16 protein-coding genes are annotated in these 22,482 nt (G+C 71.5%); 9 read left to right on the top strand and 7 right to left on the bottom strand.

What is annotated here, in order from left to right; genetic code table 11:
• Positions 1 to 69: 69 nt before the first annotated feature.
• Positions 70 to 963: a LysR substrate-binding domain-containing protein gene (locus LXM50_RS10250; RefSeq protein ID WP_233311218.1), complete on the bottom strand. Its 894-nt coding sequence runs from the start codon at positions 961 to 963 to the stop codon at positions 70 to 72.
• Positions 964 to 1,245: 282 nt separating this feature from the next.
• Between LXM50_RS10250 and LXM50_RS10245 the strand changes: the two genes are divergently transcribed.
• Entirely contained in the window at positions 1,246 to 4,722 is a 3,477-nt protein-coding gene (locus LXM50_RS10245) for a bifunctional proline dehydrogenase/L-glutamate gamma-semialdehyde dehydrogenase (RefSeq protein WP_233311217.1), read from the top strand.
• 180 nt (positions 4,723 to 4,902) lie between these two features.
• On the opposite strand, the gene LXM50_RS10240 is transcribed toward LXM50_RS10245, so the two are convergent.
• Positions 4,903 to 6,378 carry a carboxylesterase/lipase family protein gene (locus LXM50_RS10240; protein ID WP_233311216.1) on the bottom strand — a complete coding sequence of 492 codons (1,476 nt, stop codon included), beginning with the start codon at positions 6,376 to 6,378 and terminating at the stop codon, positions 4,903 to 4,905.
• A gap of 207 nt (positions 6,379 to 6,585) precedes the next feature.
• On the opposite strand from LXM50_RS10240, the gene LXM50_RS10235 reads away from it, so the two are divergent.
• Positions 6,586 to 6,891, top strand: a complete 306-nt coding sequence (locus tag LXM50_RS10235) for a hypothetical protein (RefSeq protein WP_233311215.1) — start codon at positions 6,586 to 6,588, stop codon at positions 6,889 to 6,891.
• Positions 6,892 to 6,951: 60 nt separating this feature from the next.
• Here LXM50_RS10235 and LXM50_RS10230 read toward each other — a convergent pair whose 3' ends face one another.
• Complete coding sequence (locus LXM50_RS10230; RefSeq protein ID WP_233311214.1) at positions 6,952 to 7,518, bottom strand: TetR/AcrR family transcriptional regulator; 567 nt, start codon at positions 7,516 to 7,518, stop codon at positions 6,952 to 6,954.
• A 166-nt stretch (positions 7,519 to 7,684) separates the two neighbouring features.
• On the opposite strand from LXM50_RS10230, the gene LXM50_RS10225 reads away from it, so the two are divergent.
• Together LXM50_RS10225 and LXM50_RS10220 are read left to right on the top strand one after the other, a co-directional pair.
• Positions 7,685 to 8,992, top strand: coding sequence for an MFS transporter (locus LXM50_RS10225; RefSeq protein ID WP_233311213.1), 1,308 nt, complete (start codon positions 7,685 to 7,687; stop codon positions 8,990 to 8,992).
• Between the two features lie 82 nt (positions 8,993 to 9,074).
• Positions 9,075 to 10,598: a carboxylesterase/lipase family protein gene (locus LXM50_RS10220; RefSeq protein WP_233311212.1), complete on the top strand. Its 1,524-nt coding sequence runs from the start codon at positions 9,075 to 9,077 to the stop codon at positions 10,596 to 10,598.
• Positions 10,599 to 10,691: 93 nt separating this feature from the next.
• Here LXM50_RS10220 and LXM50_RS10215 read toward each other — a convergent pair whose 3' ends face one another.
• Positions 10,692 to 11,294: a TetR/AcrR family transcriptional regulator gene (locus LXM50_RS10215; protein ID WP_233311211.1), complete on the bottom strand. Its 603-nt coding sequence runs from the start codon at positions 11,292 to 11,294 to the stop codon at positions 10,692 to 10,694.
• Between the two features lie 125 nt (positions 11,295 to 11,419).
• Between LXM50_RS10215 and LXM50_RS10210 the strand changes: the two genes are divergently transcribed.
• Positions 11,420 to 13,687 carry a glycoside hydrolase family 3 C-terminal domain-containing protein gene (locus LXM50_RS10210; RefSeq protein WP_233311210.1) on the top strand — a complete coding sequence of 756 codons (2,268 nt, stop codon included), beginning with the start codon at positions 11,420 to 11,422 and terminating at the stop codon, positions 13,685 to 13,687.
• Between the two features lie 254 nt (positions 13,688 to 13,941).
• Here the strand turns inward: LXM50_RS10210 and galE are convergent, their stop codons facing one another.
• The 3 genes from galE to galT form a co-directional block, all read right to left on the bottom strand.
• A complete protein-coding gene (gene galE / locus LXM50_RS10205; RefSeq protein WP_233311209.1) occupies positions 13,942 to 14,919 on the bottom strand; it encodes a UDP-glucose 4-epimerase GalE in 978 nt (325 codons plus the stop codon).
• 175 nt (positions 14,920 to 15,094) lie between these two features.
• Complete coding sequence (gene galK, locus LXM50_RS10200) at positions 15,095 to 16,318, bottom strand: galactokinase (RefSeq protein WP_233311208.1); 1,224 nt, start codon at positions 16,316 to 16,318, stop codon at positions 15,095 to 15,097.
• A 141-nt stretch (positions 16,319 to 16,459) separates the two neighbouring features.
• On the bottom strand, positions 16,460 to 17,791 hold the full coding sequence (gene galT / locus LXM50_RS10195) for a galactose-1-phosphate uridylyltransferase (RefSeq protein WP_233311207.1): 1,332 nt from the start codon (positions 17,789 to 17,791) through the stop codon (positions 16,460 to 16,462).
• A gap of 187 nt (positions 17,792 to 17,978) precedes the next feature.
• Here galT and LXM50_RS10190 point away from each other — a divergent pair, with 187 nt between their 5' ends.
• From LXM50_RS10190 to LXM50_RS10175, 4 genes are all read left to right on the top strand, one after another.
• Complete coding sequence (locus tag LXM50_RS10190; protein ID WP_233311301.1) at positions 17,979 to 18,935, top strand: LacI family DNA-binding transcriptional regulator; 957 nt, start codon at positions 17,979 to 17,981, stop codon at positions 18,933 to 18,935.
• 194 nt (positions 18,936 to 19,129) lie between these two features.
• Entirely contained in the window at positions 19,130 to 20,257 is a 1,128-nt protein-coding gene (locus LXM50_RS10185; RefSeq protein WP_233311300.1) for a Gfo/Idh/MocA family protein, read from the top strand.
• 10 nt (positions 20,258 to 20,267) lie between these two features.
• Positions 20,268 to 21,551: a dihydrodipicolinate synthase family protein gene (locus LXM50_RS10180; RefSeq protein ID WP_233311206.1), complete on the top strand. Its 1,284-nt coding sequence runs from the start codon at positions 20,268 to 20,270 to the stop codon at positions 21,549 to 21,551.
• Complete coding sequence (locus LXM50_RS10175) at positions 21,548 to 22,414, top strand: sugar phosphate isomerase/epimerase (protein WP_233311205.1); 867 nt, start codon at positions 21,548 to 21,550, stop codon at positions 22,412 to 22,414. The genes LXM50_RS10180 and LXM50_RS10175 overlap by 4 nt, the downstream gene beginning before the upstream one ends.
• The last annotated feature ends 68 nt before the right edge of the window (positions 22,415 to 22,482 follow it).

Genomic DNA, 22,482 nt, shown 5'->3' with positions numbered 1-22,482 from the left:
GATCGTCACAGGCCGGAGCGGTGAGCCGGCCGCGCTTCTCGTGCCCCGGCTGCGACGGTCCCGGCCGGCTCAGCGGGCGCGGGGGCGACGGTGCTGTGCGAACGCCTCCGCGAGCGCGCCGCGCACGGCGCCGATCGCTTCGGACCCCCGCGCCGACTCGCGCACGGCCGTGAAGACCTCCCGCACGGGGGATCCGGGCAGCTCGGCGAAGGTGACCGCTGCAGGGGTGTCGCCCCAGATGAGATCTGGCAGCATGCCGACCGCGTGGCCGGTCTCGATCAGCCGCACGTGCGCGGTCAGATCGGCGGCCTCGAAGCGCACGTCGGGCTCGAAGCCCGCGGCGCGGCACTGCTGGACCGCCCACTGGCGCGCGGCGGATCCGGTCGGCTCCATGACCCAGGGCCGGTCTCGCAGCCGATCGAGCGACACGGCGCGCTCGCCGGGAGGCAGGACGAGGCGGATCGGATCCTCGCCGATGAGCTCGTGCGCGTTGCCGGCGTGCCGCTCCCGGGTGTGGCCCGGATACTGCTCGGCGATCACGAGATCGAACCGGCGCGCGGTGAGCTCGAACAGGCCCTCCTCGGGCGGGGCCTCGGTCATCTCGACGCGCAGGTGCGGATGCGCGACGGTGAGCGCGGTGAGTGCGGCCGGCACGATGGTCTCGGCGGCGGTCGGCATGGCGCTGATCCGCACGGCCTCGGCCGGGGCGTGCGCGAGCGCCTGCCGGGCCTGCTCGTCGAGTTCGAGGGCGCGCGCGGCGTGCTCGGCGAGCACCCTGCCCTCCGGGGTCAACCTGATACGGCGCCCATCGGGTTCGAGCAGGGCGACTCCGGCCTCGCGCTCGAGCAGCGCGAGCTGCTGCGACACCGTCGAGGGGCTGTACGACAGCGAATGCGCGACCTCGGCGATCGTGCCGCGCAGGGCGAACTCGTGCAGCAACCGCAATCGGCGCAACTCGAACATGGTGGCCCTCCTCTGCTGTCTCGCCGTCCGGCCGTTCCGGGCGATCGCGAGACCGAACTCACGTCCCGAGACCGACGATGTGATCGTCGGTCTCGGGACGCAGGTTCGGTCTCGCGGGTAAGGCGTCGATGGCGGATGTGCCGAGGCCCCACAATGCATCGACAGGATCGAATGATACTCGCCAGGAATCATCGCTTTTCCTGCAGGGAGATCGGATCCATGCTGGGAGCATCCCGCGCGCGTGCGCGTGATCCCGACCCGGCACCGAACCCACGAGGAACCATGACCGCCAACGAAAGCCCTGTCGGCACCGCAGCCGGCATCGACGATCTCTCCGCCCTCGCCGACGACGCCGTCGCCCTCGTCAAGAAGTGGCTCGTGGAGAGCCGCGAGGTCCCCGTCGACGCCGCGGGCCAGCGTCTCGCCGGCGTGCTGCGCGACCCCAACGGCCTCGACTTCACCGTGGGCTTCGTGGACGGCGTCGTGCGTCCGGAGGACCTCAAGGTCGCCGCCGCGAAGCTCAAGGAGCTCGTGCCGCTCACCCCGGGCTTCCTGCCCGCGCCGATGAAGGCCGCGATCGGGCTCGGCGGCGCGACCGCAGGCATGGTCCCCGGGATCGTCGTGCCCGCGGCGCGCACGGTGCTGCGCCAGATGGTGCGCCACCTCATCGTCGACGCCCGCGACGAGAAGCTCGGCAAGTCGATCGCGCACATCCGCGAGAGCCAGGGCGTGAAGCTCAACATCAACCTCCTCGGCGAGGCGATCCTCGGCCGCGAGGAGGCCGCGCGCCGCCTGGAGGGCACCCGCCGTCTGCTGGAGCGCGACGACGTCGACTACGTCTCGATCAAGGTCTCGTCGACCGTCGCCCCGCACAGCCCGTGGGCGTTCGACGCCGCCGTCGCCGACGCCGCTGAGGCGCTGCTGCCGCTGTACCGGATCGCGCTCAAGGGCATGCCCGACGGATCCGCGAAGTTCATCAACCTCGACATGGAGGAGTTCAAGGACCTCGACCTCACGATCGCGGTCTTCACGAACATCCTCGAACGTCCGGAGTTCCGCGGCCTCGAAGCCGGCATCGTGCTGCAGGCCTACCTGCCCGACGCGCTCGGCGCGATGATCCGCCTGCAGGAGTGGGCGGCGAAGCGCGTGGCCGATGGCGGCGCGCCGATCAAGGTGCGCGTCGTCAAGGGCGCGAACCTGCCCATGGAGACCGTCGACGCCGAGTCGCACGGCTGGCCGCTCGCCACCTGGTCGACCAAGCAGCAGTCCGACGCCTCGTACAAGGCCGTGCTGGAGTACGCACTGCGCCCCGAGCACGTGGCCAACCTGCGGATCGGTGTCGCCGGCCACAACCTCTTCGACATCGCGATGGCCTGGCTGCTCGCCTCCAAGCGCGGAGTGACCGAGGGCATCGAGTTCGAGATGCTGCTCGGCATGGCCTCGGCTCAGGCGCAGGTCGTCAAGCGCACGGTCGGATCCCTGCTGCTGTACACCCCGGTCGTGCACCCCGACGAGTTCGACGTCGCGATCGCCTACCTCATCCGCCGCCTCGAGGAGGGGGCCTCGCAGGAGAACTTCATGTCGGCGGTCTTCGACCTCGACGCGGACCCGAAGCTCTTCGAACGCGAGAAGGAGCGCTTCCTCGCCTCCGTGCGCAGCATGCCGACCGAGGTGCCCGGCACCAACCGCGTGCAGGACCGTACCGCTCCCATCACCGCGGGACTCACGGACGGCTTCCTGAACGCCCCCGACACCGACCCGTCGCTCGCGGCCAACCGCGCCTGGGGTGACGCGATCCGCGCCCGCATGAAGGGCTCGGAGCTCGGCAACGCGACGGTCGAAGCGAACACCCTCTCCACGCCGGAGCAGGTCGACGACGCGATCTCGACCGCCGTCGCCGCGGGCGAGGCCTGGCGTGCACTCGGCGCCGAGGGGCGTGCCGCGATCCTGCACAAGGCCGGCGATGTGCTCGAAGCGCGTCGCGCCGAGCTGCTGGAGGTCATGGGATCCGAGGCCGGCAAGGTCATCGAGCAGGGCGACCCCGAGGTCTCCGAGGCGATCGACTTCGCGCACTACTACGCGGAGAGCGCCAAGCAGCTCGCCGACGTCGACGGCGCGGTCATGCAGCCGGTCGGACTGACCGTGGTGACCCCGCCGTGGAACTTCCCCGTCGCGATCCCGGCCGGATCCACCCTCTCGGCGCTGGCGACCGGATCCCCGGTCATCATCAAGCCCGCCCGTCAGGCCCGCCGCTCCGGCGCGGTCATGGTCGAGGCGCTGTGGGAGGCCGGCGTGCCGCGCGAGGTGCTGCAGTACGTGCAGCTCGACGGGCGCGACCTCGGCACGAAGCTCGTGAGCGACCCGGCCGTGGGCCGCGTGATCCTCACTGGCGGCTACGAGACGGCCGAGCTGTTCCGCGGCTTCCGCCAGGACCTGCCGCTGCTCGCCGAGACCAGCGGCAAGAACGCGATCATCGTCACGCCGTCGGCCGACCTCGACCTCGCCGCGAAGGATGTCGCCTACGCCGCCTTCGGCCACGCCGGGCAGAAGTGCTCCGCGGCCTCGCTCGTGGTGCTCGTCGGATCCGCTGCGCGCTCCGAGCGGTTCCGACGCCAGCTCGTCGACGCCGTGCGCGCCTACGACGTGGGCACGCCGGAGGACGGCTCGAACCGCATCGGCCCGCTCATCGGCCCGGCCGAGGGCAAGCTGCTCGGCGCCCTGACCACGCTGCACGCGGGTGAGAGCTGGCTGCTGCAGCCGGAGAAGCTCGACGATGCCGGCCAGCTCTGGCGCCCGGGCATCCGCGACGGTGTCCAGCGCGGAAGCGAGTTCCACCGCGTGGAGTACTTCGGCCCGGTGCTCGGCATCATGACCGCCGACTCCCTGGACGAGGCGATCGACGTCGTCAACGACATCGACTACGGCCTCACCTCGGGGCTGCACTCCCTCGACGAGGACGAGATCCAGACGTGGCTCGCCGCGATCCAGGCGGGCAACGTGTACGTCAACCGCGGCACCACGGGTGCGATCGTGCAGCGCCAGCCGTTCGGCGGCTGGAAGAAGGCCGCGGTCGGCGCCGGCTCCAAGGCGGGCGGCCCGAACTACCTCGTGGGCCTCTCGGAGTGGACCGACGCTCCCGTCACGTCGACGCGGGAGCTCGACGCGCTCGCGACCGGTGCCGTGGGTGCGCTCGCGGCTGCGGGCGATGCCGACGCGGACATCGCGTGGCTGCGCGGCGCGCTGGCCACCGACATCGACGTTTGGGCCGACGAGTTCGGCGTGGTGCGCGACGCCACCGGCCTCACCACCGAGCAGAACGCGCTGCGCTACCAGGCCGTGCCGGTCACGGTGCGCTTCGAGGGCGACCGCGTCGCCGAGCTGATCCGTGTGGTCGCCGCCGGCCGCCGGGCCCGCGCGCGGGTGACCGTCAGCACGCTCGCTCCGCTGCCGGGATCCGTGGCTACCTGGCTCGGCACGCAGGACGTGACCGTCGCCACCGAGGACGCCGCCGCATGGGCCGCGCACGCCCAGCGCCTGGCTGCGCGGGACGGCCGGGTGCGCCTCGTCGGCGCCGCCGCGGCTGCGACGGCGGCAGCGGTCGACGGCTCGCCGAGCCTCGCGCTGTACGCGAACCCCGTGGTCGCCGCCGGCCGCGTGGAGATCCTGACCTTCCTGCGCGAGCAGGCGGTCTCGGTCACCGCGCACCGCTTCGGCACGCCGCACCGCTACGAGATCCCGCTGCTGGACCCGATCGCCTGATCGGATCCGCCCGGGGCGCAGGCCCCGCATCGACCCGAACCCGCCGTCCCGCTCCCATCGGACGGCGGGTTCGTCCTTCTGAGCGAACACGGCAGAAGGCCGGCCACTCCGGGCGATGAGGGCCTGCGGCGTCCTCGCTCAACGGCCCCTGGGGAGGGGCGAAGGCGAGGGCGTGCGCGGTCAGGCCAGCGGCAGGGCTCCGTCGTAGGCGGTCGCCGACAGCGCGGGCTCGGCGGGCCCGCCGCCGAAGACGCGCGAGAGGCCCGGATCCGTGCGCCATTGCGGCCAGCCCGGATCGCCCTCCTCGACGAACCGGGCCGCGACGGCGTGCATCTCGGTCGCGAGGTGCTGCGGCGGGGTGGGGCCGGCCAGGCGCTCCACGAACGGATCCTCGAGCACGTCGAACCAGAACGGCACGTCGAGGCAGTGGCATGACCACCCTTTCGCGGGAGACACCCAGGCGAAGCGGTAGGCCCAGGTGGGGGCATCGCCGCGGGCCTGGGCGGCCCGCACCACGAGTGAGCGGAACACCCGGTCCGTCACGAACCGTCCGAGCAGCGCCGGGGTGCCGCGGCGGCGCTGCTCCCGGTTCGCGGCGAGGTAGGCGCGGCGCATGCTGCGATCGCGGGTGAGCAGCATCAGCGCGAACGACGCGGGCACGAACCGCAGCACGCCCGGTGCCTGGTCCATGGTCATGGTGAACTCGTCATCGGTGGCGCCGAGCAGGAGCGGCTTGTCGGCGCCGATCCCTGCCTGCAACGCCGCGACGGCGGGCCGCGGCACGACATCGCCGTCGACCACCGGACCCCAGGGCAGCCCCTCGGCGAGCGGAGCGAGCAGCGCCTTCAACCGGGTCGCGCCGAGCAGGGCGGCCTTCGGCTGGGCGCGCTGCAGGGTGCGCTCGGGCACCGTGCGGAAGCCGTCGGCGTCGGGTGCGCAGCCGAGCAGCACGCCCAGCGCCCGGGTGCGTCGCGACGCCAGATCCGGGTCGATGTCCGCGAGCGCAGGGGAGAAGGCCATTGCCGCGTGGAACAGGTGCTGGGCGCGCTCCAGGCCGAGCAGGGTCAGCACCGCACCGGCTCCAGCGGACTGCCCGGCGATCGTCACGCGCGACGGATCCCCGCCGAACGCGGCGATGTTGCGCTGCACCCACTCCAATGCCGCGATCCAGTCCAGAACCCCGCGATTCGCGGGAGCGCCCGGCATGAGGCCGAAGCCGTCGAAGCCCAGCCGGTAGGAGACGCTCACCGTCACCACGTCGTCCCGGTTGAAGGCGGCGCCGTCGTACCAGGGGCTGGCAGGGGAGCCGTCGACGTAGCCGCCGCCGTGGATCCAGACCATGACGGCCCGGGATCCCTCGACCGACGGCGTGAACACGTTCACGTTCAGCGTCGCGGCGCCGGGGATGCTCGGCTCGGGGATGAGTGTCTCGCCCTTGTCGCCGCGCTGCGCCGTGGGGCCGAACGCCGTCGCGTCGCGCACCTCCGTCCACGGCTCGGGCGGCTTCGGGGCCGAGAAGCGCCGTTCGCCCACGGGCGCGGCAGCGAACGGGATCCCGAGGAATGCCGCCGAGGCGCCGGGCGTGCCGGGCTCGCCCCGCCAGAATCCCCGGACGGGGCCGGAGTCGGTCTGGGCGAGTGGTGCGTCGGCGGTCACCCGATCAGGGTAACCGGCGGGAATCCGGTGTCGAACTCGGTCGAATAGGGCGCCATCGGCCGGATCTGCGGGCGGAACACCCGAATCGACTGAGTTTGGAACGGGCATCGGCGTTGGAACCCGCAGACGCAGCGAACTTCGACGACCACAACTGCAGCCCGATCGTTGGTACTCCCGATTGGCCTGTCCAATGGATACGGTGTGGTTGTGAGCTGGGCAGACGTTGCGGTGTTCGGGGAGCCGATGATCGACCTTCGCGGCGACCCGCGTCGTGCGGCCATGCTGACAGAGGAGCTGCGCCGTGAGATTGCGAGGAAGCATCCCCTGGCAGGCGTGCGATGGACGGTGGTCGCTGAAGCCGAGCCGCAGGATGACGTGCTCGCCGTGGCCCGGGATCGGGTGGTGCTGGTGCACCTGACATGGTCGGGCAAGAAGGAATCACCGCCCTGGCCCCACACCGTGACCATTCCGGACCACGAGGCGCTGCTGCAGATCGTCGCCAACCGATACTGAGACCGGTGATCAATCACCCTTCGTCTCGCGGCGCTCGATCGGGGATCCGCGACCGGCGTGTCAGGGCTTCAGCAACGCGAAGAACTGCTCGACGTCGGCGGCCATGTCGATGGTCGGATCCAGCATCCACGCGTTCTGCAGCCCGTCCGCGAGCGCGTGACCGGCGCGGATGATCCATTCCGGATCCAGGTCGGCGCGGATGAGTCCGTTCTGCTGCGCGGCGATGAACTCCTCGCGTGCGGCGGCGTGCACGGCCGCGGTGCGGTCGAGGAAGAAGGCCCGCGCCGGGTGGTCGGGATCGGCGACCTCGGCCTGCAGCTGGGTGTACAGCTGGACCAGGCCCGGCACTTCGGCGTTGTGTCGGATGACGGCGAGGAACGTCTCGAAGAAGTCGCCGTCGGGCGGGCCGGCGAAGTCGTGCGCGTCCCGCGCACGGAGGATCTCGACGAACAGCTGCTCCTTGGTGCCGAAGTAGTGCAGCAGGCCGGCCGGGCTCAGCCCCACGGCGTCGGCGATCTCACGTACCGAGGCGTTGCGGTAGCCGAGCCTGCCGACGATCTCGAGCGCGGCCTCGAGGATCTCCTCGCGCTTGACGACGCCCTTGGCGTACGCGCCTCTCTTGGCCATGGGATCAGGATATCCGTCCGTCACGAAACATGAACGACGATCGGTTTGTGACACCCAAACCCTTGCAGTGTTCAGGTTTCGGTGTCACAATACGAGTCGGATCCAAATACCAAACAAGGTTCGGGATTTGGATCCGCACCCGATCCGCTCGATGAGGAGCCGTCCCATGACCATCACCCCTCCCGATCCCGCCGCCGAGATCGCCCCCACAGGGCTCATCCGGGCCACCGCTCCCACGGCGGGGGAGCCGGCTGCGAGTCCGCCGGCGACCAAGCGGCTGCTGCCCAGCCTGCTCATCGCCTCGATGACCTTGTTCGCGACCTACGGCGGGCTCATCGCGATCCTGCTGCCCACGCAGATCCTGCTGCTCGACGAGAAGAACAAGGTCGCCAACCTCGCCATCGTCACGACGACGTCGTTCATCTTCACCCTGTTCGCGCAGCCGATCGCGGGCGCCCTCAGCGACCGCACCCGCTCGCGCTTCGGCCGACGCGTGCCGTGGATGGTGCTCGGTGCGCTGATCGGCGGCGTCCTGCTGCTGGGCATGGGCTCGCTGACCGACCTGATCTGGATCACGGTGTTCTGGGTGCTGATCCAGGTCGCGCTGAACTTCCTGCAGGCTCCGCTGACGACCATCACCGCCGACCGCTTCCCGCGTGCCAAGCGCGGAGGCGCGAGCGCCACGATCGGCCTCGGCACGCAGCTCGGCATGACGGTCGGCGTCATGCTCGCGGTCGGCCTCGGTGCACAGCTGGGGCTCGGCTACTCGGTCTTCGGCATCGCCGTGATCGTGGTCACGATCCTGTTCGCGCTGTTCAACAAGGACTGGTCCTCGAAGGACGCGGTCGTCGAACCGTTCCGCTGGAGCGCGTTCTTCAAGGGCTTCTGGATCAACCCGCGCCGGCACCCCGACTTCTTCTGGGCCTTCACCGGTCGCTTCCTGCTGATCCTGGGCTACTTCGTCGTCTCGGCGTATCAGCTGTACATCCTGACCGACTACATCAAGCTGCCGCTGCAGCAGGCTCAGGGCGCGGTGATGACCCTGACGCTCGTGGCCTTCGTCCCGACGTTGATCGCGATCGCGCTCTCCGGCTGGTGGAGCGACAAGGTGGGGCGCCGCAAGGTGTTCATCTACGTCGCCACCGTCGTGATGGCGGCCGGGCTCGCGTTCCCGCTGGTCGTGCCGAACATGACCGGCATGATCATCATGAGCATCGTCAACGGCGTCGGCTTCGGCCTCTATATGTCGGTGGACGCGGCGCTCATGACCGAGGTGCTGCCGAACGAGGGCACCTCGGCGGGCAAGGACCTCGGCATCCTCAACGTCGCCACCAACATCCCGCAGGCGCTGAGCGCACCGATCGCCGCGATCATCATCGGCTCCTTCGGCGGCTATCCGGTGCTGTTCGTGTTCGCGATCGTGTTCGCGGTCCTCGGCGCCGTCGCCATCGCGCCGATCAAGTCGGTCAGATAGCAGTCCGCTGCTCCCCGCGGCCGGACCGGATCCGGTGCGGCTGCGGGGAGCGGCAACCTTCTCCTCCACGAAAGGAACTCCGATGGAGAACACTCAGACCTCTTCCGTCGCGGCCGACGCCGTGCTCGCGCAGCCCGAGGTGCGGGTCGCAGCAGGCGTGGTCCGCGGTCGCTGGCGCCCCACCACGGGCGGCACGGGCAACCCGCAGTCCGCGGCGTTCCTCGGCATCCCGTTCGCCGAGGCGCCCGTGGGCGAGCTGCGGTTCGCGGCACCGGTGCCCAAGGCGCCGTGGGAGGGCGTGTTCGACGCCGCCGAGTTCGGTGCGACCGCGCAGCGCGGCGACCCGGGGGTGACCCTCATCCCCGAGCCCAGCGTCGAGGGCGACTCCACGCTCAACGTGAACGTGTACACGCCGGCGATCCCGGCCGACCCGGCGGCGGACGCCACGGGCATGCCCGTGCTCGTCTACATCCACGGCGGCGGCTACTTCGCCGGATCCCCGGCCAGCCCCTGGTACGACGGCCGCAACTTCAACCGCGACGGCGTCGTGACCGTGACGATCTCGTACCGGCTCGGCTTCGACGGCTTCGGCTGGATCGAGGACGCCCCGTCGAACCGCGGAGTGCGCGACTGGCTGCTCGCCCTGGAATGGGTGCAGCGCAACATCGCCGCGTTCGGCGGCGACCCCGCCCGGGTCACGATCGCCGGGCAGTCCGCCGGCGGTGGCGCGGTGATGACCCTGCTCGGCATGGAGAAGGCCCAGCACCTGTTCCACGGCGTGTATGCGATCTCGGGCGCGCTCGCCGATGTGTCGGCCGCGCGCTCGGAGGAGTTCGGGCGCCGTCTGGCCGCCGAGCTCGGCGTCGCCCCGACCCGGGAGGGCCTCGGCGCGCTGAGCGAGGAGCGGATCCTCGAGGCGCAGAAGAAGCTCACCGCCTTCGACGGCGGTGACATGAGCGACATCGTCGAGAACGGGCTGCCGCTCGGGCCGTCCGTCGACGGCGACCTCATCCTGCGCCCCACTCCCGACTCCTTCCGCGCGGGCGTCGGATCCGACAAGCCGCTCGTACTCGGCGCCACCGACGACGAGTTCACGATGGCGATGGGTGACGCGGCGAAGATGCTGCGCTGGGTGCCCACGGGCATGCTGCTCGGGAAGCTGGGCGTCGCGAAGCCGGCGCGCAAGGCCTACCTGGCCGCGAACGCCGATGTGCAGGCGTTGGGCAAGGCGCGCCTGGCCGGACGCGTGCTGACCGACAAGATGTTCCGTCGCGCGATCCTTCGCATCGTCGCCGATCGGGGCGCAGCCCCCACCTGGGTGTACCGGTTCTCCTGGCCGTCCGTCACGTTCGGGTTCGCCGAGCACTGCCTCGACGTGCCGTTCTTCTTCGACTGCCTGGACGGTCCCGCCATGGTGCCGCTGGCCGGCCCGAATCCGCCGCAGGCCCTTGCCGACGAGGTGCACGGGGCCGCGGTCGCCTTCATCGCGGGCGGCGACCCCGGGTGGACGCGGTACGACCGCGACGGCGTCGCGCGGGTGTTCGACACGCCCTCGCGCGACGTGCGCGACGCGTACGCCTCGGTGCGCCCGCTGCTGGAGGCATGACAGGATCCCGGTCGGCGACGGTGCGGTCCGGTGGCGGACCTGGCGGTGGGATCACCGGAGCGATTCCGCCGTCGCCGACCGGGTGCAGGTTCGTCAGGGGGTCTCCGCCGGCGCCCGCATGAGGTCGAACAGCGTCTCGATGAGGGTGGTCATGTCGAGCTCCGGTTCGACGAGCAGCTGCATCTGGGCGCCGTCCGACACGGCCTGCAGGAGGCGCGCGGCCAGCACCGGATCGACATCGCCGCGGATCCGGCCCTCGGCCTGAGCGTCGGCGATCGTGCCCGCCCACCGGTCGCGCAGACCCGCGCCGCGCTCGGCGAAGAAGACGCGCGAGGGATGCTCGGGGTCCGCGGCGTCGGCCGCGAGCCGGGTGAACAGCTCGACGAGCCCCGGGACGCGGGCGTTGTGGCGCACGATCTCGAGGTAGCCGTCGCGCATCTCGTCGAGGTCGACGGCCTCCACGGCCCCGGCATGACCGGCCATGTCGACCTCGTCGCGCGTGCGCAGGATCTCGACGAACAGCTCGTCCTTGCTGTCGAAGTAGTGCAGGAGTCCTGCCTGGCTGAGGCCGACCGCCTCGGCGAGCTCCTTCACGGAAGCCCCGTGATAGCCCTCGCGGGCGACCACGGCGAGGGCTGCGTGCAGGATCTCCTCGCGCTTCGCAATGCCCTTCGCGTACGAACCTCGTCGTGCCATGTCCCGAGACTATCCCGGGATCCGGATCCGCGGCATCAAAAACCGAGTAATGCTTGCTTTTTATCCCGGAACCTGATCGACTGGCCCTGCCCGTCACCCGAGAGTCGTCCACGAAGGAGTCGACAATGACATCGCCCCGCGATCACCTGCCCCAGCTCAGCACCGAGGAGAAGGCGTCGCTGACCAGCGGCAAGGACTTCTGGACGCTCAAGCCCATCGACCGGATCGGCGTGCCGTCGATCATGGTCACGGACGGCCCGCACGGACTGCGCAAGCAGGCGGCGGAGAGCGACCACCTCGGTCTCAGCGAGAGCATCCCCGCGACCTGCTTCCCGCCCGCCTCGGGCCTCGGCTCCACCTTCGACCCCGGCCTCGCCGAGCGCGTCGGCGTCGCGCTCGGCGTCGAGTCGGCGATCGAGGACGTGGCCGTGATCCTCGGCCCCGGCATCAACATCAAGCGCTCGCCGCTGTGCGGACGCAACTTCGAGTACGTCTCTGAGGACCCGATCGTCTCCGGCGCGATGGGCGCGGGGCTCGTGAAGGGCATCCAGTCGCAGGGGGTCGGCAGCTCGCTCAAGCACTTCGCGGCGAACAACCAGGAGTTCGAGCGGATGACCGCCTCGAGCGATGTGGATCCGCGACCCCTGCGCGAGATCTACCTGCGCGGCTTCGAGCGCGTCGTCAAGGACGCGCAACCGTGGACCGTGATGTGCTCGTACAACAAGATCAACGGCGTCTACGCCTCGCAGGATCCCTGGCTGCTCACGCAGGTGCTGCGCGACGAGTGGGGCTTCGAGGGTCTCGTCGTCTCCGACTGGGGTGCGGTGAACGACCGCGTCGCCGCACTCGTCGCCGGCCTGGACCTGGAGATGCCCGGCAGTGACGGCGCCCCGGACCGCGCCGTGGCCACCGCTGCGGCTTCCGACCCGGCGGTGGCGTCGGCGCTGGACGCCTCCGCGGGACGCGTGCTCGACCTCGTCGGCCGCGCCCAGGCCCGCCCGGCCGTCGCCGGGCCGCTCGACGTCGACGCGCACCACGCGCTGGCCCGCGAGGTCGCAGGTCGTTCGATCGTGCTGCTGCGCAACGAGGCCGTCGACGGCGCCCCGCTGCTGCCGCTCGCCGAGGACGCCTCGATCGCGCTGATCGGCGAGTTCGCCCGCACTCCGCGCTTCCAGGGCGGGGGATCGTCGCACATCAACCCGACCCGCGTGGACTCCGCTCTCGATGCGCTCACCACCGCGGCGGGCGATCGGGTCGCCTTCGCACCCGGCTTCGCCTTCGACGCCGCAACGGACGGGCAGGACGCCCTGCGCGCCGAGGCCGTCGCGCTCGCCGCCTCCCGCGACGTCGCCGTGGTGTTCCTCGGCCTCACCGACGCCGAGGAGTCGGAGGGCTTCGACCGCGACCACATCGACCTCGCCGCGCACCAGCTCGCGCTGCTCGACGCGGTCCTCGCCGCCAATCCGCGCACGGTCGTCGTGCTGTCGAACGGATCCGTCGTGGCGCTGCCCTTCGCCGACCGCGTGCCGGCGATCGTCGAGGCGTGGCTGCTGGGTCAGGCGGGCGGATCCGCGACCGTCGACGTGCTGCTCGGCGCGCTGAACCCCTCGGGCCGCCTGGCTGAGACGATCCCGCACCGCCTCGAGGACACCCCGGCGTTCGGCAACTTCCCCGGCTCGAACGGGCACGTCCGCTACGGCGAGGGCATCTTCGTGGGCTACCGCTGGTACGACGCCCGCGACATCGCGGTGACCTACCCGTTCGGCCACGGCCTGTCGTACACGTCGTTCGCGTACGGCGAGGTCGCGGCCGAGGTCACGGCCTCCGGCGACATCGCGGTGACGGTTCCCGTCGCGAACACCGGATCCCGCGACGGCCGAGAGGTCGTGCAGGTCTACGTGGCCCCGGTCGCCTCCGCCGTGGAGCGCGCCCCCCGCGAGCTCAAGGCGTTCGCGTCGGTCGAGATCGCCGCGGGCGCCACGACCGACGTCGTGCTGACCGTGCGCCGCGAGGACCTCGCGTACTGGGACATCCGGGTCGATCGCTTCGTCGTCGAGGGCGGCGCGTACCGCGTCGAGGCCGGGGCCTCCAGCCGCGACCTGCGCGGCTCCACCGTCGTCGACGTGGCCGGCGACGCGGTCATGGTTCCGCTCACGCCCGAGTCCACGCTGGCCGCGGTGTTCGCGCACCCGGTCGCGGGGCCGATGGTCGCGGGCGCGTTCGCCGCGCTCCAGGAGCAGTTCGGCGGCGAGGGCGACGGCATCATGTCGGGCGAGGCCATGGCGAAGATGATGGGCTCGTTCCCGCTCGGGCGCCTCCCCGCGTTCGGCTGGGGCCTCGACCGCGAGGGCGTCGACCAGCTCATCGCCGCCGCGAACGCACCCCAGGCGTAGTCCGGCGCTCGGTCAACGGAACGCGGTCTCCCGTCGGGGAGGCCGCGTTCCGCGTTGCAGGCGGCGGATCCGCTGAGCGCCCTCCCGGGGTCGTTGAGCGAGGACGCCGCAGGCGACCGAGACGAAACGCGGTGCTCTCGCAAGGGCACCGCGTTTCGTCTCGCGCCTCGCTGCGCTCGGGGCTCGCTCAACGACCCGGGGCGGGACGCTTCGCCTGCGCTCGAGCTTGCTCAACGGCCCGGACCATGGGCCGATCAGCCGGCGTTGCGGCGGGCCTCCCAGCCGGAGCGCACCATCTCGTCGACCGAGTGGCGCATCCGCCAGTCCAGGTCGCGCGCGGCGCGCTCGCCGGTGGCCACGATGCGGTCGGGATCGCCCGGGCGGCGCGGACCGATCTCCGGTGTGAAGGCGATGCCGGTCACGCGCGCCATCGCGTCCATGATCTGACGCACCGAGAGGCCGTCGCCGGATCCGAGGTTGTAAGTGGCTTCGACGGCCTCGCCGGCGATCATGCGCTGCGCGGCGGCCACGTGAGCGAGCGCGATGTCGCCGACGTGCACGTAGTCGCGCACGTTCGTGCCGTCCTCCGTGGCGTAGTCGTCGCCGTTGATGCGCGGGGTCTCACCCGCGAGCAGCTTCTCGAAGACGATCGGGAACAGGTTGTGCGGGCTCACGTCGTAGACGGACGGATCCGCGGATCCGACGACGTTGAAGTAGCGCAGCGAGGTGTGCACGAGGGGCGTCTCGGATCCGGCGGTCGCGACGGCCTGATCGCGCAGCAGCCACTCGCCGATGAGCTTCGACTCGCCGTAGGGGCTGGCCGGCCGCTTGTCGGTCTCCTCCACGACGAGCGGCACGTCGGGCGTGCCGAACACCGCCGCGCTCGAGGAGAACACGATGTTCGCGACGCCGGCCGCAGCCATCGCCTCGAGGATGACCCGGGTGCCCTCGACGTTCTGCGCGTAGGTGTGCAGCGGGCGCTGCACCGAGACTCCGGCGTACTTGAAGCCGGCGACGTGGATCACGCCCTGCACGCCGTGCTCGCGGAGTGTGCGCTCGACCAGCTCCCGGTCGAGGATGCTGCCCTGCACGAAGGCGACGCCCTCGGGCACGAACGAGGCGACGCCGCTGGAGAGGTCGTCCAGCACGACGGGGGTGAGCCCGGCCTCTGCGAGCGCGCGCACCACGTGCGATCCGATGTAGCCGGCGCCGCCGGTGACAAGCCAGGACATGGGTCTCCTTCCGTCGCGCGATTGCGCGGGTCTCATTCTGGCAGGGCTCTTGCTGGGCGATCACCGGGCCGGATTCGGCTCCGGTTTGGATCCGGATCCGGTTTCGAAGCGCGCACATTGCTGCATTCCGATGCCGGATGCAACCAAGTGCGCGCTTCGAAACCGAGACGGAGGCTCAGACGTCGCGGTGCGGGCCGGCCGAGGGGACGACCGTGAACAGGTGCGGCTCGGCGAAGCCGGCCTCGGCGAACGCCACGCGTACGGCCTCGGCGACGGCCGGCACCCGGTCGTGGTCGACGAGCGCGATCGCAGCGCCGCCGAACCCGCCGCCGGTCATGCGTGCGCCGATCGCGCCGTGCGCGAGGGCGGTGTCGACGGCGGTGTCGAGTTCGGGGATCGAGATCTCGAAGTCGTCCCGCATCGACACGTGCGAGGCGACGAGGAGAGCGCCGATCGCGCGCGGTCCGTGCGCAGCGAGGGCGGCGACCGTGTCGAGCACGCGCTGGTCCTCGGTCACGACGTGCCGGACCCGGCGGAAGTCGACCTCGTCGAGCAGCTCGGCGGCACGCGGCAGATCAGCCACGGCGACGTCGCGCAGTGCTGCCACGCCGAGGGCGGCGGCTCCGCGTTCGCAGGACTCGCGACGCTCGCGGTAGCCCCCCGTGGAGTGGGCGTGCTTCACGCCGGTGTCGATCACGAGCACCTCGAGCCCGGCCTCCGCGAATCCGAGCGGGATCGCGCGAGTGTCCAGCGTGCGGCAGTCCAGGAACACCGCGGCGTCCGCCTGCCCGAGCGTCGACGCCATCTGGTCCATGATCCCCGTCGGGGCGCCGACGGCCTCGTTCTCGGCGCGGCGGCCGGCCTGCGCGAGCGCGACCGGATCCAGCCCCAGGCCCCAGAGCTCGTTCAGGGCGGCGCCCGTGGCGCCCTCGATCGCGGCGGACGACGAGAGCCCCGCCCCGACCGGCACGTCGGAGGCGATCGCGATGTCGACGCCGGCGAAGGTGCCGGCGGCCCAGGCGGGAACCAGAGCGCGCAGCGCCCACGCGACGCCGAGGGGGTACGCCGCCCACTCCGCGACACGGGGGGCGCCGTCGGACGGGAAGAGCGTCTCGAGGTCGTCGAGCGCGACCTCGACCGGTTCCGCGGCGAAGGTGGAGGCGACGCGGATCCGGCCGTCCGTGCGCAGGCGCGCGGCAGCAGCCGTGCGGTGCTGGATCGCGAAAGGCAGCACGAACCCGTCGTTGTAGTCGGTGTGCTCGCCGATGAGGTTCGCGCGTCCCGGCGCCGACCACACACCGACCGGGTCGGATCCGGTCAGGCTGCGGAACAGCTCCGTCGCGGCACCGACCGCGTGGGACGCGGTGGTGGCGGGGTCGGCGGTGCGGGCAAAGGTCATCGGGTCTCCTCGGGAGGGGTGTTCCGCCGACGGCGTCCCACTTCTGGTGGGGTCATGTCCCACTTCCGGCGGCGAAAGCGCTGAATCGGGAGCGGGAAGGGGACATGGTCGGCGAGAGAGGGCAGGCGGCGGGGCGCCGGGTCAGGTGGTCGGAGCGGGCACGGATGCGATCGCGTCGCGCAGACGCGCGGCGGCATCCTCGGGCAGGATCTCGGCGGTCCATGCGGACATCGCGGATTCGGATCCGGCCAGGAACTTCAGCTTGTCGGCGGCACGGCGCGGGCTGGTGAGCTCGAGCCGCATCCGGATCTCGTCGCGCCCGACCCTCACCGGTGCCTGGTGCCAGGCGGCGATGTACGGGGTGGGCGTGCCGTAGAGCGCATCCACGCCGCGCAGCAAGTGCAGGTAAAGGGGAGCGAGCTCATCGCGCTCGGCGTCGTCCAGCGCGGCGAAGTCGGGCACATGACGGTGCGGCATCAGCTGCACCTCGAGCGGCCAGCGTGCGGCGAACGGCACGAACGCGGTCCAGTGCTCGCCCTGCAGCACGATGCGCTCCGAACGCTGTTCGGCGTCCAGGACCCGGTCGAACAGGTCGGCGCCGGTGCGGGCGATGCTCTCGCGCAGTCGCTGCGTGCGCGGCGTGACATACGGGTAGGCGTAGATCTGGCCGTGCGGGTGGGGGAGGGTCACGCCGATCGCCTCGCCGCGGTTCTCGAACGGGAACACCTGCTCGATGCCGGGAAGGGCCGAGAGTGCCGCGGTGCGGTCGGCCCAAGCCTCGATCACGGTGCGCGCGCGGGTGACGGACTGGGTGCCGAAGGATCCGGCGTGCTCCGGGCTGAAGCACACGACCTCGCACCGGCCCACGCTGGTGCGGGTGCGCTCGAGCCCGATCGATTCGAGGTCGTCCAGGCCGCGCGGCGGGTCGACGGCCGCCGGCGCTGCGCCGACCGCCTCGGCGAGGGCGGGGCCGAACGACGGGGAGCGGTTCTCGAACACCGCGACGTCATAGCGCGACGGCACTTCGGAGGGGTTCGTCGGAGACTGGGGCGCGAGCGGATCCGCATCCGCGCTCGGCATCATCACCCGGGTCTGGCGCTTCGTCGCGAAGGTGATCCAGTCGCCGGTCAGCACGTCCTGGCGCATCGATGCGGTGTCGGGACGGGGATCCAGGGCGCGGGCATCGGCGCTCCGGTCGGGACCGAGCGCAGTGCCGGGGTCGTCGTAGTAGATGAGGTCGCGGCCGTCGGCGAGGCGCGTGGCGCGCTTGACCACGCCCGCGCCGAGCGCGGTGACCTCGAGAGTTGCGCCGGGCGCCCCGGCAGTTGCCGGCGTCGCGGCGCCGGTGCCGTCGGCCTGAGCGGCATCGTCGGACTGAGCGGCGCCGGTGCGCGCGGCCGTGCTGCCCGGGAGCGCGGCGGGGCCGTCGGCCGGCGCGCCCGTGCCGTACTCAGGATCGATTTCCATGTTCACGTAAACACGATAGGGCACATGGCGTGATAGCGTCAACATTCCTGAGATCGGTACGCGCGGGGACCGGCAGGGGAGAGGCGAGGCGATGCCGAAGCACGACGACGAGCTCGAGGAGCTCCGCCGGATCGCCGACGGCGCTGCGGCGGGTGGCGCCCGCCGGGGGCCGCGGTCCACCGGGCGCGTCTCCATGGCGATGGTCGCCGCGCGCGCCGGGGTGTCCGGACAGACGGTCTCGCGCGTCGTGAACGACAGCCCGCGGGTGGATCCGGCCACGCGCGAGCGTGTCGAGGCCGCCATGGCCGAGCTCGGCTACCGTCCGCACCGCGCCGCGCGAGCGCTGCGCACGGGGCGGTCCGAGACCCTGGGCGTCGTCGCGCAGACCCTCGCCACGGTCGGCAACTCCGCGCTCCTGCAGGCCGTCTCCGAGGCTGCGGAGGCGCGCGGTTACGCGCTCGCCGTGGTCACCCTCGGCGTCGAGGGGCGGATCGGCGAGGCCTTCGACCGGCTGCACGACCAGGGCGTCGACGGGGCGGTCGTGCTGAACGAGGCGTCCGTGCTGGCGCGTGACGCGGATCCGGCCGGGCTCGCGCTCGTCGTCGTCGACTCCCCCGCGGATCCGCGGTTCACCGTCATCGGGACCGACCACGCGGCGGGAGCCCGCGCGGCGACCGCGCACCTCCTGAACCGGGGCGCCGCGACCGTGCACCACCTCGCGGGGCCCGAGGGCTCGTTCGCTGCGGCGGAGCGCGAGCGCGGCTGGCGAGAGGAGCTCGCCGCGCGCGGGCTCCCGGTCCCGGATCCGGTGCGGGGTGACTGGAGTGCACGCTCGGGCCACGACCGCGGAAGCGTGCTCGCAGCCGATGCCTCGGTCGACGCCGTCTTCGCCGCCAATGACCAGATGGCCCTCGGCCTGCTGCGGGCTCTCGCCGACGCGGGGCGTCGCGTTCCGGACGAGGTGGCTGTGCTCGGCTTCGACGACATCGCCGACGCCGCCGAGTTCCGACCTCCGCTCAGTACGATCCGGCAGGACTTCGCCGCGCTCGGCGAGCTGGCCGTGCGGCTCGTCGTCGACCGGGTCGAGGGGCGGGACGTCGCGGATCCGCCGCTGCTGAAGCCGTCGCTGATCGTGCGCGCGAGCGCCTGACTCCGAGGTCCCCGGGGGCGGATCCGCGACCCCCGTGACGGGCGTGCGCCACTTGCGGAAAGCGCGTTCCCATGTCAGGATGATGCGAACTGGAAAGCGCTTACCGGATCGGGATCCACGACACGACCCGCAGGTGGGCACGAGACGAAGGAAACACCGTGGCTGAGACGACCACTCGCGAGATCGGCATCATCATGAACGGCGTCTCCGGGCGCATGGGCTACCGCCAGCACCTTGTGCGCTCGATCCTGGCGATCCGCGACCAGGGCGGCATCGAGCTGCCCGACGGCAGCCGCGTCACCGTGAAGCCGATCCTCGTCGGTCGCAGCGAGCAGAAGCTCGCCGAGCTCGCCGCGAAGCACGGCATCGCCGATTACACCACCGACCTGGACGCCGCGCTCGCGGATCCGCAGTGGGAGATCTACGCCGACTTCCTCGTCACCAAGGCGCGCGCGACCGCGATCCGCAAGGCCATCGCCGCGGGCAAGGCGATCTACACCGAGAAGCCCACCGCCGAGTCGGTCGAGGAGGCCCTCGAGCTCGCTCGTCTGGCGCAGGCGGCCGGGGTCAAGACCGGCGTCGTGCACGACAAGCTCTACCTGCCGGGTCTGCAGAAGCTCAAGCGGCTGATCGACTCCGGCTTCTTCGGGCGGATCCTGTCGGTGCGCGGCGAGTTCGGCTACTGGGTGTTCGAGGGCGACTGGCAGCCGGCGCAGCGCCCGAGTTGGAACTACCGCACCGAGGACGGCGGCGGCATCATCAGCGACATGTTCCCGCACTGGAACTACGTCCTGGAGAACCTTTTCGGTGAGGTCGAGAGCGTCTACGCCCAGGCCGCCGTGCACATCGCCGACCGCTGGGACGAGAACGGCGAGCACTACACCGCGACCGCCGAGGACGCGGCCTACGGCATCTTCGAGCTCTCCGGCGGGATCGTCGCCGAGATCAACTCCAGCTGGACCGTGCGGGTGAACCGCGACGAGCTCGTCGAGTTCCAGGTCGACGGAACCCACGGATCCGCCGTCGTCGGCCTGTTCGGCGCGAAGATCCAGCACCGCAACGCCACCCCGAAGCCGGTGTGGAACCCCGACCTGGCCGACGCGCACGACTACGACGCCGACTGGGCCGACGTGCCCGTGAACGACGTGTTCCTGAACGGCTTCCGTCAGCAGTGGGAGGAGTACCTGGAGTCCTATGTGCTCGGCACCGACTACGCCTTCGACCTGCTCGCCGGGGCTCGCGGCGTGCAGCTCGCCGAGGCCGGCCTGCAGTCCTCCGCCGAGGGACGCAAGATCGCGCTGCCCGCGCTGAGCCTGGACTGAGGCGGATCCGATGACGACCATCCGCCTCCTCGCGGCCGACGGTACGAGGACCGATGCCGCACTGAACGACTCCGGCGCCTACACGCGTCCGACCGTGCCGCTGCAGAGCCGCGTCGCCTACGCAGCCGCGCATGTGGTGCCCAAGGTGCACGCCGACAACACGCCGGGCCAGCCCGCCGACATCGACTGGGACGCCACGCTCGCATTCCGCCGCAACGTGTACTCCTGGGGCCTCGGCGTCGCCGACGCCATGGACACCGCGCAGCGCAACATGGGGCTCGACGCGGCGGCCACGCGCGAGCTGATCGCGCGCAGCGCCGAGGTCGCGCGCGAGGAGGGCGGATCCGTCGTCGTCGGCGTCAACACCGACCATGTCGACGAGGAGCGGATCTCGCTGCAGCGAGTGATCGACGCCTACGTCGAGCAGCTGCACTTCACCGAGGAGCAGGGCGCCGGCCCCGTACTCATGGCCTCGCGCCACCTCGCCCGCGTCGCGGAGTCGCGCACGGACTACCTGCGTGTGTACGCCGCCGTGCTGCAGCAGGCGACCGCCCCGGTCGTGCTGCACTGGCTCGGCACCGCATTCGACCCGCAGCTGGAGGGCTACTTCGGATCCTCCGACTGGCGTGAGGCGTCTGCCACGCTGCTGCGCATCATCGCCGAGAACCCGGGCAAGGTCGCCGGTGTGAAGATGAGCCTGCTGGACGCCGAGTCCGAGATCGCGGTGCGCGCGCAGCTCCCGGAGGGCGTGCGCATGTTCACCGGCGACGACTTCAACTACGTCGGCCTGATCGGCGGTGACTCGTCGGGGTCGTCGAGCGAGGACGCGCGCAGCGGGTCTCTCTCGGGGGCGTTGAGCGAGGACGCGCGCAGCGCGACCGAGACGAAACGCGGCGCCCTCGCGGAGAACAACCGCAGCCACTCCGACGCCCTGCTCGGCGCGTTCGCCGCGATCACCCCGGTCGCCTCGGCGGCCATCCAGGCACTCGACGCGGGGGATCCTGCGAGGTACCTCGAGATCCTCGGGCCCACCGAGGAGCTCAGCCGCCAGGTCTTCGCCGCGCCCACGTTCTACTACAAGACCGGCGTCGCGTTCCTGGCCTGGCTGAACGGCCACCAGCCGGCGTTCCAGATGGTGGGCGGTCTGCACTCCGCGCGCAGCCTGCCGCACCTCAGCCGCATCGTCGAGCTCGCGAACGCATCGCTCGCGCTCGAGGATCCGGAACTCGCCCGCGAGCGCTGGCACGGCATGCTCGCGCTGAACGGCATCGACCTGGGGAGAGTGACCGCATGAGCGCCGTCGACCCGCGCCTGTCGATCAACCAGGCCACGATCAAGTACGCCGACCTCGCCACAGCGCTGCAGGTCACGGCCGAGGCGGGCGTGCAGGGCATCGGCCTGTGGCGCGAGCCCGTGAACGAGGTCGGCCTCGACGTGGCGGCGCGGATGCTCGCCGATTCCGGGCTGCGCTTCACCACGCATTGCCGCGGCGGGTTCTTCACCCTCCCGGCGGGGCCGGAGCGCGTCGCCGCGCTCGACGACAACCGCCGTGCGATCGAGGAGACCGCGACCCTCGCCGCCGCCGGGGCCGCCGGTTCCACGGCGGTGCTGGTGCTCGTCGCCGGCGGACTGCCCGAGGGATCGCGCGACATTGCGGGTGCTCGCGAGCGGGTGCGCGACGCGATCGGCGAGCTCTCCGCCGATGCTGCCGCCGCCGGCGTCACGCTCGCGATCGAGCCCCTGCACCCCATGTTCGGATCCGACCGGTGCGTGGTCTCCACGCTCGGGCAGGCACTCGACATCGCGGCGGGCTTCGACCCGGCCGTGGTCGGGGCGGCGGTCGACACGTTCCACGTCTGGTGGGATCCGCAGGTGCTCGAGCAGATCGCCCGCGCCGGCCGTGAGGGCCGCATCGCGACGTACCAGGTGTGCGACTGGAAGACGCCGCTGCCCGTCGACGTGCTGCTCAGCCGGCACTACCCGGGCGACGGCATCGTCGACTTCGGATCGCTGACGCAGGCGGTCGTCGCGACGGGGTACGACCGCGACATCGAGGTGGAGATCTTCAACGCCGACATCTGGGCCCAGGATCCGGCCGAGGTCGTCCGCCGCACGGCGGAATCGTTCGGCGCGGCGGTCTCCCCGCACCTGCGGTAACCGCTCGTCGTATCCCGCGAGACCGAACCTGCGTCACGAGACCGACGTTCTTATCGTGGGTTTCGGGA

Origin of the sequence: Microbacterium sp. Au-Mic1 (assembly GCF_021341785.1) — a bacterium.
Classification (GTDB): domain Bacteria; phylum Actinomycetota; class Actinomycetes; order Actinomycetales; family Microbacteriaceae; genus Microbacterium.
The sequence above is the reverse complement of the archived record's forward strand: the minus strand, read 5'-3'. Positions and strand labels throughout refer to the sequence as shown.

Excerpts from the sequence above, each read along its gene's own strand:
- LXM50_RS10250 (WP_233311218.1), bottom strand. The coding sequence starts at position 963 with ATGTTCGAGTTGCGCCGATTGCGGTTGCTGCACGAGTTCGCCCTGCGC.
- galK (WP_233311208.1), bottom strand. The coding sequence starts at position 16,318 with ATGACCTTTGCCCGCACCGCCGACCCCGCCACCACCGCGTCCCACGCG.
- LXM50_RS10225 (WP_233311213.1), top strand. The coding sequence starts at position 7,685 with ATGACCATCACCCCTCCCGATCCCGCCGCCGAGATCGCCCCCACAGGG.
- LXM50_RS10180 (WP_233311206.1), top strand. The coding sequence starts at position 20,268 with ATGACGACCATCCGCCTCCTCGCGGCCGACGGTACGAGGACCGATGCC.
- LXM50_RS10215 (WP_233311211.1), bottom strand. The coding sequence starts at position 11,294 with ATGGCACGACGAGGTTCGTACGCGAAGGGCATTGCGAAGCGCGAGGAG.
- LXM50_RS10210 (WP_233311210.1), top strand. The coding sequence starts at position 11,420 with ATGACATCGCCCCGCGATCACCTGCCCCAGCTCAGCACCGAGGAGAAG.
- LXM50_RS10220 (WP_233311212.1), top strand. The coding sequence starts at position 9,075 with ATGGAGAACACTCAGACCTCTTCCGTCGCGGCCGACGCCGTGCTCGCG.
- LXM50_RS10230 (WP_233311214.1), bottom strand. The coding sequence starts at position 7,518 with ATGGCCAAGAGAGGCGCGTACGCCAAGGGCGTCGTCAAGCGCGAGGAG.
- LXM50_RS10245 (WP_233311217.1), top strand. The coding sequence starts at position 1,246 with ATGACCGCCAACGAAAGCCCTGTCGGCACCGCAGCCGGCATCGACGAT.
- LXM50_RS10185 (WP_233311300.1), top strand. The coding sequence starts at position 19,130 with ATGAACGGCGTCTCCGGGCGCATGGGCTACCGCCAGCACCTTGTGCGC.
- galE (WP_233311209.1), bottom strand. The coding sequence starts at position 14,919 with ATGTCCTGGCTTGTCACCGGCGGCGCCGGCTACATCGGATCGCACGTG.
- LXM50_RS10175 (WP_233311205.1), top strand. The coding sequence starts at position 21,548 with ATGAGCGCCGTCGACCCGCGCCTGTCGATCAACCAGGCCACGATCAAG.
- LXM50_RS10190 (WP_233311301.1), top strand. The coding sequence starts at position 17,979 with ATGGCGATGGTCGCCGCGCGCGCCGGGGTGTCCGGACAGACGGTCTCG.